This window comes from Belnapia arida (assembly GCF_016773205.1).
GTDB lineage: Bacteria > Pseudomonadota > Alphaproteobacteria > Acetobacterales > Acetobacteraceae > Belnapia > Belnapia arida.
In genome coordinates this window covers 22648-37390 of sequence record NZ_JAETWB010000005.1, presented here as the reverse complement: position 1 = coordinate 37390, position 14743 = coordinate 22648, and the positions used below count along the sequence as shown (strand labels likewise).

Here is a 14743-nt window from a genome sequence, read left to right as displayed (position 1 = left end):
GGCCGCTCAGCCCGGCTCCATCCCCGCCACCGCCAAGATCGCGGCCAGGCTTGCCGACATGCCGCGCAGACTCTCGCCCGGCTCCACGTCGATCCACTCCTCCAGCGAGTGCGCCCGCCCGCCACGGCCGCCGGAGCCGATCTTCACCGCCGGGATGCCGAGGCTCATCGGGATGTTCGCATCCGTCGAGGAATATTCCTGCTGCGGCGCATAGCCATGGGCGGCGACGGCGGCGACGGCAAGCTGCACGATCGCTGCTCCCGGCGCCGTGTGCCCGGCCGGCCGGTCGCCGATCGGCGTCACCTCCGCCGTCACCGGCCCCTCCCGCGTCGAGCGTGCCGCATTCTCCGCCGCGACGGCCGCCTCGACGCCGGCGAGGAACTCCCGCTCCAGCCGCGCCAACTCGCCAGCCGATTGCGAGCGGAGGTCGACCTCCATCCACACCTCGTTCGGGATGGCGTTCACCGAGGTCCCGCCGCCGAGCACGCTGACGCAATGCGTCGTCTGCGGGTCGCTCGGCGCGGTGAGTCCAGCCAGCGTCAGCGAGGCCCGCGCCATCGCATAGGCCGGGTTCACCAGCCCGAAGGCGGCGAAGCTGTGCCCGCCGGGGCCGCGGAAGGCGATGCGGTAGCGCTTGCTGCCGATGCCCCCCGTCACGATGCGGTCGACTTCCGGGCTGTCCACGGTGAAGAAGGCGCCGACCCGGTCGCGGTGCCGCCCTTCGGTGAAGAAATGCCGCACCCCACGCAGGTCGCCGAGCCCTTCCTCCCCTACATCCCCGAGGAACAGGATATCCGACCGCGTGCGGATGCCGGCCGCATCCATGGCGCGGAGGAAAGCGAGGTTGACGGCAAGACTCCGCGTGTCGTCGCCGACGCCGGGGGCGAAGAGCCTGGTCCCTTCGCGCCTGACCCGCACATCCGTCCCCTCAGGGAAGACGGTGTCGAGATGCGCGGCGACAACCACGGTGGTGCCGTTGCCCGTGCCTCGCCTGCGGCCCATGACGTTGCCGACCGCATCCTGCTCCACCTCCTCGAGCCCATGCTCGCGCAGCATCCCGAGATAGGCGGCGGCCCGCTGCTCCTCCTTGAAGGGCGGCGAGGGGATCTCGGTCAGGCGGATGATGTCCTCGACGGTGCGGCCATGCTCCCGCTCCATCACCGCGACAGCGGCCTGGAAGCGCGGGTCGGCGAGGATGGCGGCGATGGCGGCGGATGCGGCGGTCTGGCTCATGCCTACCTCATCCCGCCGCCGGCCGGGCCGGTCAAGCGGCGCGGCGGCTTTACGCTTTCTGCACGATCGGCGGCGCCATGGCGGTCGTCGCCCTGGTCGGCATCGCGGTCGGCGGCAACATCGTCTACGGCGAATGGGAACGGGGAGAGGCGGCGCGGGCCGGGGAGGCCGGGAAGGGCTTCGCCGTCATCGTCGGGGAGGTGAAGGCGCTGGCGGCCCAGACCGCGAAGGCAACCGAAGCGATCGGCCCGCAGATTGTCGCCATGCAGGCGGAGACCGCACGGGTGGTCGAGGCGATCTGCGGCATCGCCGGCACCATCGATGCGCTGAACGGCATCGCCGGCCAGGTGGCGGCAGCGGCCGAGTAGCAGGCGGCGGCGCAGGAGATCGGCCGCGCGGTGGCCGAGGCGGCGGCCGGGAGCGAGGAGGTCAGCCGCCAGATGCACGGCGTGCTGGACGGGGTGGACCGCGCCGTCAGCGCGACGGCGGAGCTGCGGCAGACCTCAGGCGGCCTGACCCGCCAGGCGGCGGAGTTGCGGCAGACGGTGGACGGCTCCCTGGCCTCGGTGCGGGCGGCCTGAGCGCCGCCGGGGGTCAGCCCTGGCGGCCGAGCAACTCCGTCCTGATCTCGTCCAGCAGCCGGAGCCGCCCGCCCGGCAGCTCGACATGCCAGAAGGCCCAGCCATTGCAGCTCGGCGCCTCTTGCACCGCTGCCCCCACCTGATGGATGGAGCCATGCGCCCGGCCGCAGCGGATCGCGCCATCCGCCGTCACCGTCGCCTGCCAGCGCCGCGCCCGGTCCACCAGCAGCGAACCGGCCGGCACCAAACCGCGCTCCACCAGCGTGCCGAAGGGGATGCGCGGCTGCTCACGCTTGCCGGCCATGGTCAGGGCGGCGGTCTCCGACAGGGGCTCGACGGCCTCGATCCGGGCGCGGGCGGCCGCGGCATAGGTGGGGTCGCGCTCGATGCCGACATAACGCCGGCCAAGGCGCCGGGCGACGGCCGCTGTCGTCCCGGTGCCGAGGAATGGGTCGAGGATCACCTCCCCCGGATTGGTGCAGGAGAGGATGACCCGGTGCAGCAGCGCCTCTGGCTTCTGCGTCGGATGGAGCTTCGACCCCTTCTCATCCCGCAGCCGCTCCTGCCCGGTGCAGAGCGGGATGAACCAGTCGCTCCGCATCTGCACCTCCTCGTTGAGCGACTTCATGGCGGCGTAGTTGAAGCGGTAGCGGCTCTCCTCGCCGCGCGCCGCCCAGATCAGCGTCTCATGCGCATTGGTGAAGCGCCGGCCGCGGAAATTCGGCATCGGGTTCGCCTTGCGCCAGATGACGTCGTTCAGCACCCAGAAGCCGAGATCCTGCAGCGCGACGCCGAGGCGGAAAATGTTGTGGTAGCTGCCGATCACCCAGATCGTGCCGTCCTTCCGCAGCACACGCCGCGCCTCCTTGAGCCAGGCGCGGGTGAAGGCATCGTAGGTGGCGAGGTCGGCGAAGCGGTCCCACTCGTCATCGACGCCGTCGACCAAGCTGTCATCGGGCCGGCGCAGGTGGCCCTTCAACTGGAGGTTATATGGCGGGTCGGCGAAAATCGCGTGCACGGAGGCTGGCGGCAGCATTTGCATCTGTTCGATGCAATCCCCGACCAGGATGTGGTCGAGGGCAAGATCGAGCCCGGTCCCCAAGATAGCCTCCCCCAAGACTGGGCCCACAACCCTTCCCGCACCGAATCGGCGAGCGACCACAATCGCCGGGTGGACTCCCCGGGTCAACCGAAGCGAAGCGCCGCCTGGTCGACGGGCGCAAATCCCCGGCGGTGATGCGGCGAGGGACCATGCTCGGCGAGTGCGGCACGATGGCGCTCCGTCGGGTAGCCGGCATGGCGGGCGAAGCCATAGGCCGGCCAGCGGGGGTCGAGCCGGGCCATGGCGCGGTCGCGCACCACCTTGGCGAGGATGGAGGCGGCGGCGATGGAGAAGCTCAGCCCGTCGCCACCGATGACGCAGCGCACCGGGCAGGGCAGCGGCGGCGCGCGGTTGCCGTCGACCAGGGCGAGCGCAGGCGGCACGCCGAGGCGCATGACCGCGCGGGCCATGGCGAGGTGGGTGGCGCGCAGGATGTTCAGCCTGCCGATCTCGGCGGCGGAGGCGGCGCCGATGGCGCACTCCGCCTCGCCACGTGCCGCGGCCTCCCGCAGCGCCGCGAACGCCGCCGCACGGGCGGCGGCGGTGAGGCGCTTGCTGTCGTCGAGCAGCGCAGCCAGCGCCGGCGGCACGCCGCGCGGGAAGACCACGGCGGCGGCCAGCACCGGCCCGGCCAGCGGGCCGCGTCCGGCCTCGTCGATGCCGGCGACGCGGCCGCCCGCCGCGGCCTCCAGCGCGAAGTCAGGCCGGGGAGGCGAGGGGCTTGTCCTTCTCGACGATGTAGGTGGCAGCGAGCTTCGAGGTCGCCGGCCCGTTCCTGCCGGCATGCGGCACGCCGGGCGGCACCTGGAAGCCCTCGCCTGCCTTGTAGGTGCGGGCAGGCTGGCCCTCGACCTCCAGCATCACCTCGCCCTCCATCACCACCGAGGATTCGACGCCCGGATGGGTGTGGCGGGCGATGACGGCATTGGGCGCGAGTTCCACCGTCATCAGGATGGAGACCTTGCCGTCGCCAGGATAGTCGATGGTGCCGAGCATGGTGCGGCTGACGCCGCCGGTCTGGGCCTCGGCCCTGGTCGCCACCAGGCCGACCGCCGCGCACAGGGCGCAGCCCATGAATCCCCGACGAGAGCGCATCCGTCCGTTCCTTCCCCAGACGCACGGATGCTAGCGAAGGGCCGCCCGGGGGCATAGGCTTTCCACAACCAACAAGGGAGCGTTCCCATGCGCCAACGCCTGCTCGCGCCTGAGCCCTCGCCGCCCTCGGTCTTCCTCGACCCTGCCAGCATGCCCTGGGAGGAGAGCGCCTTCCCCGGCATCCGCTCCAAGACGCTCTACAGCGACCCGTCGGGCATGTGCACGCTGCTGCTGAAGCTCGAGCCGGGCGCCGAGGTGCCGCTGCACGAGCACACGGCGATCGAGCAGACCTATGTGCTCGAAGGCCGCTTCGTCGACGAGGAGGGCGAGTGCCTCCCCGGCCAGTTCGTCTGGCGGCCGCAGGGCAACACCCATGTCGCCTGGGCGGGGCCGGAGGGGGCACTGATCCTAGGCATCTTCCTCAGGCCGAATGTCTTCGCCGCCGGGCAGAAATTCTTCACGGCCGACGAGTAGGGGGCGGGTGGCCGGGCCGGGGGAATCTGGCCCGGCCACCCTCTACAGCAGCTCCAACTGCCGCGCCGGAGCGGGGGTCTCCGGCGGCGGGGCGAACTGGCTGCAGTCCAGGGCCTGGGAGACGACGCGGCTATTGCCGAAGCCGAGCTTGCGCGCTGCCAGGTGAAAGCGGTTTGCCAGCATGTCGGCATAGGGGCCGGTGCCGGTCTGACGGGTGCCGAAGCGGCTGTCGTACATCGCCCCCGCCCGCGTCTCGCGGATCAGGGCGAGGATGCGGGCGGCACGGTCGGGGAAGTGGCTGCGCACCCATTCCTCGAACATCGCCCGGATCTCAAGCGGCAGGCGCAGCAGCACATAGCCCGCACGGGTGGCGCCGGCCTTGCAGCTTTCGGACAAAATGCGCTCCAGCTCCGCATCGTTGAGGCCGGGGATCATCGGCGCGGCCAGCACGCCGGCCGGGATGCCTGCCTGGGCCAGCGCGTGGATGGCCTGGAGGCGCCGCAACGGCGTGGCGGCGCGCGGCTCCATCCGCCGGGCGAGGGCCGGGTCGAGCGTCGTCACCGAGAGGCAGACATGGACGAGGTTGCGCTGCGCCATGCGCCCGAGGATGTCGAGGTCACGCAGCACGCCGGCCGACTTGGTGACGATGGTGACGGGATGGGAGAAGCGCTCCAGCACTTCCAGCACTTGGCGGGTCAGCAGCAGGGTCCGTTCCACCGGCTGGTAGGGGTCGGTATTGGCGCCGAGCGCGACGGGCCTCGCCACATAGCCGGGGCGGCGCAGCTCCTTCTCAAGCAGCGCCGGCAGATCGGGCTTGAAGAGCAGCTTCGTCTCGAAGTCGAGGCCGGGGGAGTAGCCGATATGGGCATGGCTCGGCCGGGCATAACAGTAGACGCAGCCATGCTCGCAGCCGCGGTAGCTGTTGATGGAACGGTCGAAGCCGATGTCGGGGCTGTCGTTGTAGGTCAGCGCGCTCCGCGACCGCTCGCGCAGCAGCGTGGTGGGCAGAGGCGGCAGCTCCGCGAGGTCGGCCAGGCTGTCCCAGCCATCATCGAAGGCTTCCCGCGCCGTGCTCTCGAAGCGGACGGGCGGGTTGGAGAGGGCGCCGCGGCCCTTGCGCGCGCCCGGCAGGAGGGCGGAAACAGACGATCCGTCCGGCATGGCGACCGTTCCTTCTCTGTTCTGCGGAACCCTGCCAAGGCTGGATGGAGCTGTCAAGAACATCGTGGGAACGCTTGGTTAAAGTGCCCTTGGAACAAAGCCTGACCGTCATCATCCCGGCGCTAAATGCGGCGGCCGGCCTCGGCGCGGTGCTGTCGGCCTGCGCCGGACTGCCGGTGGTGGTGGTGGATGGCGGCAGCACCGATGCGACGGCCGGGGTGGCGCGGGCGGCCGGAGCTCGGGTGATCGCCGCGCCGCGCGGGCGGGGAGGGCAGCTTGCGGCCGGGGCGGTGGCGGCCACCGGAGAGTGGCTGCTCTTCCTCCATGCCGATACCAGGCCCGGCCCTGGCTGGCGCGAGGCGGTGGGGGCGGCGATGCGCGACCCGGCGCGGGCGCACTACTTCCGCTTCGCCCTCGACGATCCCTCGCCCGAGGCGCGGCGGCTGGAGCGGCAGGTTGCCTGGCGCTGTCGGGTGCTCGCCCTGCCCTATGGCGACCAGGGGCTGCTGATCCACCGGATGCTTTACGAGCAGGTCGGCGGCTTCCGATCGATCCCGCTGATGGAGGATGTGGACCTGGTGCGGCGGCTCGGGCGGCGGCGGCTGGCGCCGATGGCGGCCGAGGCGCTGACCTCGGCGGCGCGCTGGCGGCGGGAAGGATGGCGGCGCCGCTCGGCCCGCAATCTGCTCTGCCTCTCGCTCTGGTTCCTCGGTGTGCCGCCGGGGGCGATCCGAAGGCTCTATGGATGAAGGGAGATACGCTGATCCTGTTCGCCCGCGCGCCGCGGCTCGGCACCGTGAAGCGGCGGCTGGCGCGGGAGGTGGGCGACCTGACGGCGCTCCGCTTCCACCGCGGCCAGGTGGCGCGGCTGGTCCGGCGGCTCGGGCATGACCGGCGCTGGCGCTTCCTGCTGGCCGCGACGCCGGACCGGGCGCGCTGGCGGGCGGGGGTGGCGCTGCATCCGCAAGGTGGGGGCGATCTTGGGGAGAGGATGGCCCGCGCGCTCGGGCGGCACCGGCGGGCGGTGCTGATCGGCAGCGACATCCCGGCGATCGGCCCGGCCGATATCGCCGCCGCGTTCCGGACGCTGGGGCGGGCGGACGCGGTCTTCGGCCCCTCGGAGGATGGCGGCTACTGGCTGGTCGGCTTCGGGCCGCGGCGGCCGGAGCATCCCTTCGCCCGGGTGCGCTGGTCCACCGAGCATGCGCTGGCGGATACGCTGGCCAATTTCCCCCGCCATCGGGTGGCCCTGCTGCGCCGGCTGCGCGACGTGGATCATGCGGCCGATCTGCGGGGGCTGGGGCGGTGACCCCGAGGCACCCCTGGCGGATGCCGCCGGCCTTGCCGAGGCGCTCCCTGGCGCGGCCCGGCAGGGGCTATCGCCGGAGCGGGAGCGTGGCAGGATGCGGCGGGAGGATCAGCCATGACCGCAGCGCTTTCCATCGGCTTCCTGTTATTCCCGAAGCTCACGCAGCTCGACTTCACCGGGCCCTATGAGGTGATGAGCCGGCTGCCGGGCGCCGAGGTTCGCCTCATCTGGAAGGAGGCGGGGCCGGTCCGCGCCGATACCGGCCTCACCATGCTGGCGGATACGGCGATGGCGGACTGCCCGCAGCTCGATATCCTCTGCATCCCCGGCGGGCCCGGCGTGGCGGCGCTGATGGAGGATGAGGCAGTGCTCGGCTTCCTGCGGGCGCAGGCGCCAGGGCTCCGCTACCTCACTTCGGTCTGCACCGGGGCGCTGGTGCTGGGGGCGGCGGGGCTGTTGAAGGGGCGGCGGGCGACGACGCATTGGGCGAGCCATGACTTCCTCGCCGCCTTCGGCGCCGTGCCGGTGGAGGCGCGGGTGGTGCAGGACGGCAACCTCGTCACCGGCGGCGGCGTGACGGCGGGGGTGGATTTCGCGCTGACCATCGCCGCCGAGATCGCCGGGCCGGATGTGGCGCAGGCGATCCAGCTGCAGATCGAATATGCGCCGGCACCGCCCTTCAACGCCGGGCGGCCGGAGACGGCGCCCTCCTCGGTGCTGGAGGCGGCGCGGGCCCGCGGGGCAGGGATGCGGGCGGAGCGCGAGGCGCTGGTGCAGCGGGTGGCGGCGCGGCTCACCGCCTGACGGCCTGTTGCCCGATGCTGCGGTGCAGCGCACACTCGGGCGAATGGCCTTCGATCAGATCCCGCCCGCCGCCGAGCCCAGGACCGATGTGCGGCGGCTGATCCTGCTGCTCGGCATTTCCTGCTTCGCTGGGGCCTTCGGCGGGCGCGTGCTTGACCCCTTCGTCACGACGCTCGCCGGCGAGTTCGGGGCGCCGGTGCGGGAGGCTGCGCTGCTCGCCTCGGCCTATGCGCTGCCTTTCGCGCTGATCCAGCCGATCCTCGGCCCGGTCGGCGACGCGGTGGGGAAGCGGCGGATCATCCAAGTAGGACTTTGCTGCCTGACCCTGTTCTGCCTGCTGGCGCCCCTGGCGCCGAGCCTCGGCGTGCTGCTGGCGCTCCGGGCGTTGGCCGGGATGGCGGCGGGCGGGATCATGCCGCTGACGCTCGCCGCCGTCGGCGACGCGGTGCCGATCGAGGGGCGGCAGGTGGCGCTGAGCCGGCTGCTGGTCTTCTCCATCGTCGGGCAGATCGCCGGCGGGGCGGTGGCCGGGGCGCTGGGCGGGGTGATCGGCTGGCGCGGGGTGATGCTGCTCTGCGCCGGGCTGGCGGCGGCGGCGGCGCTGGTGATGCTGGCCATTCCGCTCAGCCGGGTGCCGGAGCCGCGGGCGCGTTTCGACGCGGCGCGGGCGATCCGGCGGTACAGGGGAATCCTGGCGCTGCCCCAGGCGCGGCTGCTCTATGCCGCGGTGGCGATCGAGGGGGTGCTGGTCTTCGGCACCTTTCCCTATTTCGCGCCGATGCTGGAGGGGCGTGGGCTCGGCGGCTCGCTCGGGGCGACGGCCGAAGCGGGGATGACCGTCGCCGCCTTCGGCCTGGGCGGCGTCGTCTATGCGATGGTGGCGCGGCCGCTGCTGGCGCGGCTCGGCCAGGGGCGGATGGTGATGCTGGGGGCAGGGCTGGCGGCGCTGGCGCTGGTCGGTTTCGCCCTGGCGCCGGCGGTGGCGGCCTTCATCGCCGCGGGGCTGGCGCTGGGGACGGGCTTCTACATGATCCACAACAGCATCCAGACGCGGGTGACGGAGCTGGCGCCGGAGGCGCGGGGCTCGGCGGTCGCGCTGCACGCCTTCCATTTCTTCGCCGGCCAGTCGCTGGGGCCGGTGGTGATGGGGTTGGCGATGGCAGGGGCCGGCGTGGCACCGGCCCTGGCGGTGGCGGCTGTGGCGATCCTGGTGCTGGGGCTACGCCTGGCGCGCCGGTAGGCGGCCGGCGTCGCGGCGCTGCTCGAAGGCCTTGGCGTGGATGTAGGCCGCCTCGTGCAGCTCGTGCGGAAGGCCGGCCGCCTGCGCCGCCTGGAGCAGGAAGCCGAGGATGTGATCGGCCTCGATCCGCCCGCCGGCTTCGAGGTCGCGCAGCATCGAAGCCGCGTAGCCGCCGGCGGGGTCGGCGAAGAGGCGGCGGAACTCCTCCATGAAGCCGGGGCGCACGGGGTAGCCGTTGGCGGCGGCGATGGCGGCGTTGCGCTCCAGGATGCGGTGCATCAGCGCGGCGCCGCCGGGCGCGCGGGCGATCTCGCCGGTATTGGCGCGCATCAGCACGGTGCCGAGGGCGGTGGTGCCGAGATGCACCAGCTTCTCCCACATGCGCGCCATGATGTCGGGAACGGCCTCGGCAACCATGCCCTCGGCCGGCGCGGCGAGGGCGGCCAGGGCCTGGGTGCGGGCGGAGGCGCTGCCGTCCAGCTCGCCGAAGGTGAGCCAGCGCCAGTCGCTCAACTGCTTCACGACCCCGGCCGGGGTCAGCGTCGCCTGGATCTTGGCGAGGCCGCCAAGGACCTGGCCCTCGCCGAACTCCCGTTGCAGGCGGGCAATGTGGGAAAGGCCGTTGAGCACGGGAAGGACGGCCGTCGCCGGACCCATGGCGGGGCGGATCGCCTCGATGGCGGCATCGAGGTCATAGGCCTTGCAGGTGAGCAGAACGAGGTCGAAGCCGGGCTCCGCCGCCGTCAGCGTGCGGACGGGAAGGCGGGCATTGCCGAAGGGGCTCTCGATGACGAGGCCCTCCGCCGCCAGCCGCCCCTGGCGGGCGGGGCGGACGAGGAAGCTGACATCTGCCCCGGCCTGGGCCAGGCGGCCACCGAAATAGCCGCCGAGGGCGCCGGCGCCGAGGCAGAGGATGCGCATCAGCCGGCCTTCAGATGGTCCAGCAGCTTGGTAGTCGCCGCGGCCTTGTCGGTGCGGTCGATGGCGGCCAGCTCGGCGGCCAGACGGTCCATCGCCTGCTCGTAAATTTGCCGCTCCGAGAAAGACTGGTCGGGCTGCCCGGCATTGCGGTGCAGGTCGCGCACCACCTCGGCGATGGCGACCGGGTCGCCGCTGTTGATCTTCGCCTCGTATTCCTGAGCGCGGCGGGACCACATGGTGCGCTTGATGCGGGCGCGGCCCTTTAGCGTGTCCAGCGCCTCCTGCATCGAGTCGGGCGCGGCCAGCTTGCGGAGGCCGGAGGAGGCGGCCTTGTTGACCGGCACGCGCAGCGTCATCCGGTTCTCGTCGAAGGTGACGACGATGACCTGGAGCGTCAGCCCGGCGGCGGACATTGCCTCGATGCCCTGGACGGTGCCGACCCCGTGGGTCGGGTAGACGACATGGTCGCCGGCCTTGAAGTCGACGGGCTTCGAGGGCTGCCGGGGCGGGATGGAGGGGTGGGTGTCGCGGCGCATCGGCACCGGGCCGCTGGGCGGCGCCCCGCTCGAATAGGTCGGCAGGGGCGGGGGCAACGGGGCGGCGGCCTGGGCCTCGGCCATGCCCTGCGGGGCCTCGGCTTCGGGCTTGCCGGGGGCGGGCTTGTCGGAGGCGTGCTTGGCGGGCGACTTGGCGACCGAGGCGGCGACCGCGCGTGCGGGCTTCGTCTCGTCCGGGCGCGCCGCGGAGCCCGATGGGCGGCCCGTCTCGGCCTTCGGGGCCGATGGCTTGGCGCGGGCGGGTTGCTTCATTCCGGGTAACTCTCCTGCGTCACCGGCGACGCCACGCGGCGCCAGAGAAGGGCGCACAGATGGGGCTATCGCCAGGACTTGTCATCGGCTCAGGACCGGCCCGATTCATCGGCCGGACCGAAGCCCTGCGGACAGGGCCATCCTGGGCGCCTGCGAGGCTCGGACGAACCGGGGCGGTTTCGCCGTCATCCCGAAAGCATAGCATTATTTCCCTGGGATGTCACCCAGGTGTCCAGCCAGAGAGCGCCGTCGCAATCGTGAGACGCGCCGGACCTCAGGGCTTGCCGGGATTGGCGCTGAACAGCTCCCGCTTGCCGGGCTTGTCCTTCCACTCGTCGGCATCGGCCGGCGGCTCGCCCTTGCGGGTGATGTTCGGCCACTCCGCGGCATAGCTGCGGTTCAGCTCGGCATACGGGGCGGCGCGGTCGTCGCTGTCGGGAACGATGGCCTCGGCCGGGCACTCCGGCTCGCAGACGCCACAGTCGATGCACTCATCAGGATGGATGACCAGCATGTTCTCGCCGACATAGAAGCAGTCGACCGGGCAAACCTCCACGCAGTCCATGAACTTGCACTTGATGCAATTTTCGATGACGACATAAGTCACGGCGGATCGGTCCCCAAGAGCATGATCGCCAGAGGCTGGAACGGCCGGAGGCGTGAATCATGCGACACAACATTAAGCCGGGGTCTGCTCGGCAATCCAGTGATCGCGAAGCACGCCCTGGCGCAGTCCATGCGGCGAGGCGGAGACATGGACCGGCACGGCCCGGCTGGCAAGCGGTCAGGCCGAAGAGTCGCCTGACATGTCTTCAAAGAGCAGCCGCGCCTCGCTCGCCGGCCCGCGCCGGTCGCCCAGCGCCAGCACGCGCCAGATCCGCACCACGCCGCGCTCGGCGCTGCCGAGGGCGAAGGTCAGCACGTCGCCCGGGCGGAGCTTGTAATGCGGCTTGTCGGTCGGCTGGCGGTTCACCCGGACGCCCCCGGTCTCGACGATGCGGGCGCAGGCGGCGCGGGACTTCGCCACCCGCGCGCACCAGAGCCATTTGTCGAGCCGCTGCCAGTCCTGGTCCTCAGCCTCCGCCACGGCCTAACGCAGCTTGAGCTGCGCCAGGATGGCGAAGGGCGAGTCGGGGTTGATCCGCGGCTCCGGCTTGCGCGGCGGCTGCGACGGGCGCGGGCCGCGTGGCGGGCCGTCATGGCGCGGGCGCTGCTGGTCAAGGCGGCCTTCAGGCCGTCCCTCGGGCCGGCCCTCCTGGCGATGCTCCGGCCGGCCCTCGGGCCGCGGGCCGCGATGCTGAGGTGGGCCCTTGCCCTGGTACGGCGGCCGGCCCTGGTGATGCTGCGGCTTGCCGTGATGCTGCGGCCGCGGGCCGCGCAGCAGCTCGGCCGGCACCGGCGGGCCGAACATCCCCTCCGGCAGGGCGGGCGGCTGCGGCCGAGCCTGCTGCGGCGGGCGGCGGTCGCGCTGGCCTTGATGGGGCTGGCCTTGAGGCTGCGGCCCCTGAGGCCGGCGTTCGCCGCCCCGGGCATGGTGCTGCGGCCGCGGCTGGGCGATGCGGAGCGGCGTCGGCGGGCCGTACTGCCCCTCCTCCAGGGCCTGCGGCTCCATGAGGCGGAAGCCGAGCGCGGTCAGCGTCACGCCGAGCGTATCCGCCTTCACCCCGAGGCGGCTGGCGAGGTCGGGCGGCGGCGGGGCAGGGGCGCGGCGGGTCAGGTAGCCGAGCTCGGCGGCGATGCGCTCCGCCACGTCGAGGCGGAGCAGTACCGGCCCGGCCTCAATCCAGCCGATGGTCGCGGCGAAGCCCGGCGGCCAATCGGCCCAGATCGGCGGCGTCGCCATCCCCGGCTCAGGCTTCTGCAGGGCGACGAGGCCGGGCGCGGGCAGGCCCGGGGTGTCGATGTTGCGCGACATGGCCCAGAGCTGGGCGCGCAGCGCCATGGCGCGCGGCTTCAGCGCCTCCGGCACGAAAAGGGCGAAGCGGCCGGCGCGCACGCCGATTGCCTTCAGCTTCTGCCGCAGGTCCGGGCTGATATTGCCTTCCGTCCCGCCGAGGGCGAGGCCGAGCTGCTCGCGCAGCAGGAAGGCCGGGCCGCGCAGCGCGCCCTCTGCCTCGGCCTTGGCTTCGATCGTCGCCAGGATGCCGAGCTCCTTGGCGATCAGGCCTTCCACGAACTTGGCGAGGCGAGCGCGGACGCGCTCGCGCTGGGCACCGTCGAGGAACTCGCTCGGCAGCGGCTCGACCAGCGGCTTCGAGGGCTCGGAGCCGGGGCGGAGGCGGGCGACCTCGGCGATGCCGGCGCCGTTGTTCCAGGTGATGCGGTGGCCGGCCGTGAGGGCGAAGGCGTCGTCCTTGGCCACCTCGAGGGCGGCGACCCGGCGCGGCATCTCCTCCTTCAGGGCGCGGCGGGCGGCACGGAGGATGAGCTTGCGCTGCTCCTCCGTCTCCGCCTCGGCCTCGGGGTGGAAGAGGAAGCCCTCGACCTTGCCGACCGGATGGCCCTCGACCACCACCTCGCCGCTGCGGGTGACGGCGGAGAGCAGCTCCTCCTCGGTGTCGTCGAGGCGGCGGATGAGATGGGCGGCGCGGCGGTCGACGAAGCGGGCGGTGAGGCGCTCGTGCAGCGCGTCGCTCACCGCATCCTCGGCCTTGCGGGCCTCCGCCTGGATCGTCGCCGCATCCTTCAGCCAGTCGGCGCGGGCGGCGACATAGGCCCAGACGCGGATGCTGGCGAGGCGGGCCATCAGCGTGTCGAGGTCGCCCTCGATGCTGCTGCACTGGGCGATCTGGCCGAGCGCCCATTCGTCGGGCAGCACGCCGTCCTCGGCGAGGTGGCGGAAGACCCGGCTGCACAGGGCGGCGTGGCTGTCGTCGGAGAGCTTGCGGAAGTCCGGGATCTGGCAGGCTTCCCAGAGCAGCCGCACCCGGGCGCGGCTGGTGGCGAGCGCCCTTACCTCATCCTCCCGCGCCAGCATGGAGAGGGTGATGTGGTCCGTCGCGTCGTTGCCCTTGGCGAGGCCCGGCTGCGGCGCCGGCGCGGCAAGGCTGTCGAGCAGGGCGTCGACGCTGGTGAAGTCGAGTTCGCTGTTGCGCCAGGCCAGCGTCTGCAGCGGCTCGAAATTATGGGTCTCGATCTTGTGGACGATCTCGTCCGGCAGCGGCGGGCAGTCGCCGGTCACGCCGAAGGTCCCGTCGCGCATGCCGCGGCCGGCGCGGCCGGCGATCTGCGCAGCCTCTTGTGCTGTGAGCTGGCGCGGCTTGTGGCCGTCGAATTTCTGCAGGGAAGCGAAGGCCACATGGTCCACATCCATGTTGAGGCCCATGCCGATGGCGTCCGTCGCCACCAGGAAATCAACCTCGCGGTTCTGGTACAGGGCGACCTGGGCATTGCGGGTGCGCGGTGAGAGCCGGCCCATGACCACGGCGCAGCCACCGCGGCGGCGGCGGATGGCCTCCGCGATCGCATAGACCTCGCCGGCGGAGAAGGCGACGACGGCGCTGCGCGGGGGCAGGCGGGTCAGCTTCTGCGGGCCGGCATGGGTGAGCTGGGAGAGGCGCGGGCGCGTCTCGATCTCGGCCTGGGGGATCAGGCGCTGGAGCAGCGGCCGGATGGTCTCGGCGCCGAGGAACATGGTCTCGACCATGCCGCGCGCATTCAGCAGCCGGTCGGTGAAGACATGGCCGCGGTCCGGGTCGGCGCAGAGCTGAATCTCGTCGACGGCGAGGAACTCCACACGGCGGTCGAGCGGCATCGCCTCCACCGTGCAGGCGAACCATTTCGCCTCGGGCGGGACGATCTTCTCCTCGCCGGTGATGAGCGCGACGTATCGCTCCCCCTTGGCGGCGACCATGCGGTCATAATTCTCGCGCGCCAGCAGGCGCAGCGGGAAGCCGATGATGCCGCTGCTGTGCGCCAGCAGGCGGGTGATCGCCAGATGCGTCTTGCCGGTGTTGGTCGGGCCAAGCACCGCACGGACCCTGGCTTCGAACATTGGGGGATGGGTATCCGACA

17 protein-coding genes are annotated in these 14743 nt (G+C 72.2%); 7 read left to right on the top strand and 10 right to left on the bottom strand.

The genetic code is table 11. From position 1 onward, the window contains the following. Positions 1 to 6 precede the first annotated feature (6 nt). Entirely contained in the window at positions 7 to 1233 is a 1227-nt protein-coding gene (locus JMJ56_RS13315; protein WP_202832259.1) for a M20/M25/M40 family metallo-hydrolase, read from the bottom strand. A gap of 77 nt (positions 1234 to 1310) precedes the next feature. Between JMJ56_RS13315 and JMJ56_RS33840 the strand changes: the two genes are divergently transcribed. Both JMJ56_RS33840 and JMJ56_RS33835 read left to right on the top strand, forming a co-directional pair. Continuing rightward, a complete protein-coding gene (locus tag JMJ56_RS33840; RefSeq protein ID WP_328702374.1) occupies positions 1311 to 1601 on the top strand; it encodes a methyl-accepting chemotaxis protein in 291 nt (96 codons plus the stop codon). Between the two features lie 30 nt (positions 1602 to 1631). Next, positions 1632 to 1814 (top strand): hypothetical protein, encoded by a 183-nt coding sequence (locus tag JMJ56_RS33835; RefSeq protein ID WP_236037732.1) that lies wholly within the window; start codon positions 1632 to 1634, stop codon positions 1812 to 1814. Positions 1815 to 1827: 13 nt separating this feature from the next. Here the strand turns inward: JMJ56_RS33835 and JMJ56_RS13305 are convergent, their stop codons facing one another. The 3 genes from JMJ56_RS13305 to JMJ56_RS13295 form a co-directional block, all read right to left on the bottom strand. Then, the gene (locus JMJ56_RS13305; protein ID WP_328702373.1) at positions 1828 to 2916 is read right to left on the bottom strand and encodes a site-specific DNA-methyltransferase; all 1089 of its coding nucleotides are present in this window, start codon (positions 2914 to 2916) and stop codon (positions 1828 to 1830) included. Between the two features lie 83 nt (positions 2917 to 2999). Continuing rightward, entirely contained in the window at positions 3000 to 3665 is a 666-nt protein-coding gene (locus tag JMJ56_RS13300) for a ribonuclease HII (protein ID WP_407927911.1), read from the bottom strand. Further along, positions 3616 to 4011 carry a cupin domain-containing protein gene (locus JMJ56_RS13295; protein ID WP_202832257.1) on the bottom strand — a complete coding sequence of 132 codons (396 nt, stop codon included), beginning with the start codon at positions 4009 to 4011 and terminating at the stop codon, positions 3616 to 3618. The genes JMJ56_RS13300 and JMJ56_RS13295 overlap by 50 nt, the downstream gene beginning before the upstream one ends. An 87-nt stretch (positions 4012 to 4098) precedes the next feature. Between JMJ56_RS13295 and JMJ56_RS13290 the strand changes: the two genes are divergently transcribed. Next, a complete protein-coding gene (locus tag JMJ56_RS13290; protein WP_202832256.1) occupies positions 4099 to 4485 on the top strand; it encodes a cupin domain-containing protein in 387 nt (128 codons plus the stop codon). Positions 4486 to 4527: 42 nt separating this feature from the next. On the opposite strand, the gene JMJ56_RS13285 is transcribed toward JMJ56_RS13290, so the two are convergent. Beyond that, positions 4528 to 5646: a PA0069 family radical SAM protein gene (locus tag JMJ56_RS13285; RefSeq protein ID WP_202832255.1), complete on the bottom strand. Its 1119-nt coding sequence runs from the start codon at positions 5644 to 5646 to the stop codon at positions 4528 to 4530. 83 nt (positions 5647 to 5729) lie between these two features. Between JMJ56_RS13285 and JMJ56_RS13280 the strand changes: the two genes are divergently transcribed. From JMJ56_RS13280 to JMJ56_RS13265, 4 genes are all read left to right on the top strand, one after another. Beyond that, complete coding sequence (locus tag JMJ56_RS13280) at positions 5730 to 6395, top strand: TIGR04283 family arsenosugar biosynthesis glycosyltransferase (RefSeq protein WP_328702372.1); 666 nt, start codon at positions 5730 to 5732, stop codon at positions 6393 to 6395. Beyond that, positions 6392 to 6955, top strand: a complete 564-nt coding sequence (locus JMJ56_RS13275) for a TIGR04282 family arsenosugar biosynthesis glycosyltransferase (protein WP_202832253.1) — start codon at positions 6392 to 6394, stop codon at positions 6953 to 6955. Before JMJ56_RS13280 ends, JMJ56_RS13275 begins: the two co-directional genes overlap by 4 nt. Positions 6956 to 7069: 114 nt before the next feature. Next, positions 7070 to 7759 (top strand): DJ-1/PfpI family protein, encoded by a 690-nt coding sequence (locus tag JMJ56_RS13270; protein WP_202832252.1) that lies wholly within the window; start codon positions 7070 to 7072, stop codon positions 7757 to 7759. Positions 7760 to 7802: 43 nt separating this feature from the next. Further along, a complete protein-coding gene (locus JMJ56_RS13265) occupies positions 7803 to 8999 on the top strand; it encodes an MFS transporter (protein WP_202832251.1) in 1197 nt (398 codons plus the stop codon). Here the strand turns inward: JMJ56_RS13265 and JMJ56_RS13260 are convergent. From JMJ56_RS13260 to JMJ56_RS13240, 5 genes are all read right to left on the bottom strand, one after another. Beyond that, positions 8979 to 9920, bottom strand: coding sequence for a ketopantoate reductase family protein (locus JMJ56_RS13260; protein ID WP_202832250.1), 942 nt, complete (start codon positions 9918 to 9920; stop codon positions 8979 to 8981). The genes JMJ56_RS13265 and JMJ56_RS13260 overlap by 21 nt on opposite strands. Then, positions 9920 to 10729 carry a CarD family transcriptional regulator gene (locus tag JMJ56_RS13255; RefSeq protein ID WP_202832249.1) on the bottom strand — a complete coding sequence of 270 codons (810 nt, stop codon included), beginning with the start codon at positions 10727 to 10729 and terminating at the stop codon, positions 9920 to 9922. The genes JMJ56_RS13260 and JMJ56_RS13255 overlap by 1 nt, the downstream gene beginning before the upstream one ends. Before the next feature lie 274 nt (positions 10730 to 11003). Further along, entirely contained in the window at positions 11004 to 11336 is a 333-nt protein-coding gene (gene fdxA, locus JMJ56_RS13250) for a ferredoxin FdxA (RefSeq protein ID WP_043361096.1), read from the bottom strand. Positions 11337 to 11513: 177 nt separating this feature from the next. Then, entirely contained in the window at positions 11514 to 11816 is a 303-nt protein-coding gene (locus JMJ56_RS13245; protein ID WP_043361097.1) for an RNA-binding S4 domain-containing protein, read from the bottom strand. Between the two features lie 3 nt (positions 11817 to 11819). Next, positions 11820 to 14723: a helicase-related protein gene (locus tag JMJ56_RS13240; protein WP_202832248.1), complete on the bottom strand. Its 2904-nt coding sequence runs from the start codon at positions 14721 to 14723 to the stop codon at positions 11820 to 11822. Positions 14724 to 14743: the final 20 nt, after the last annotated feature.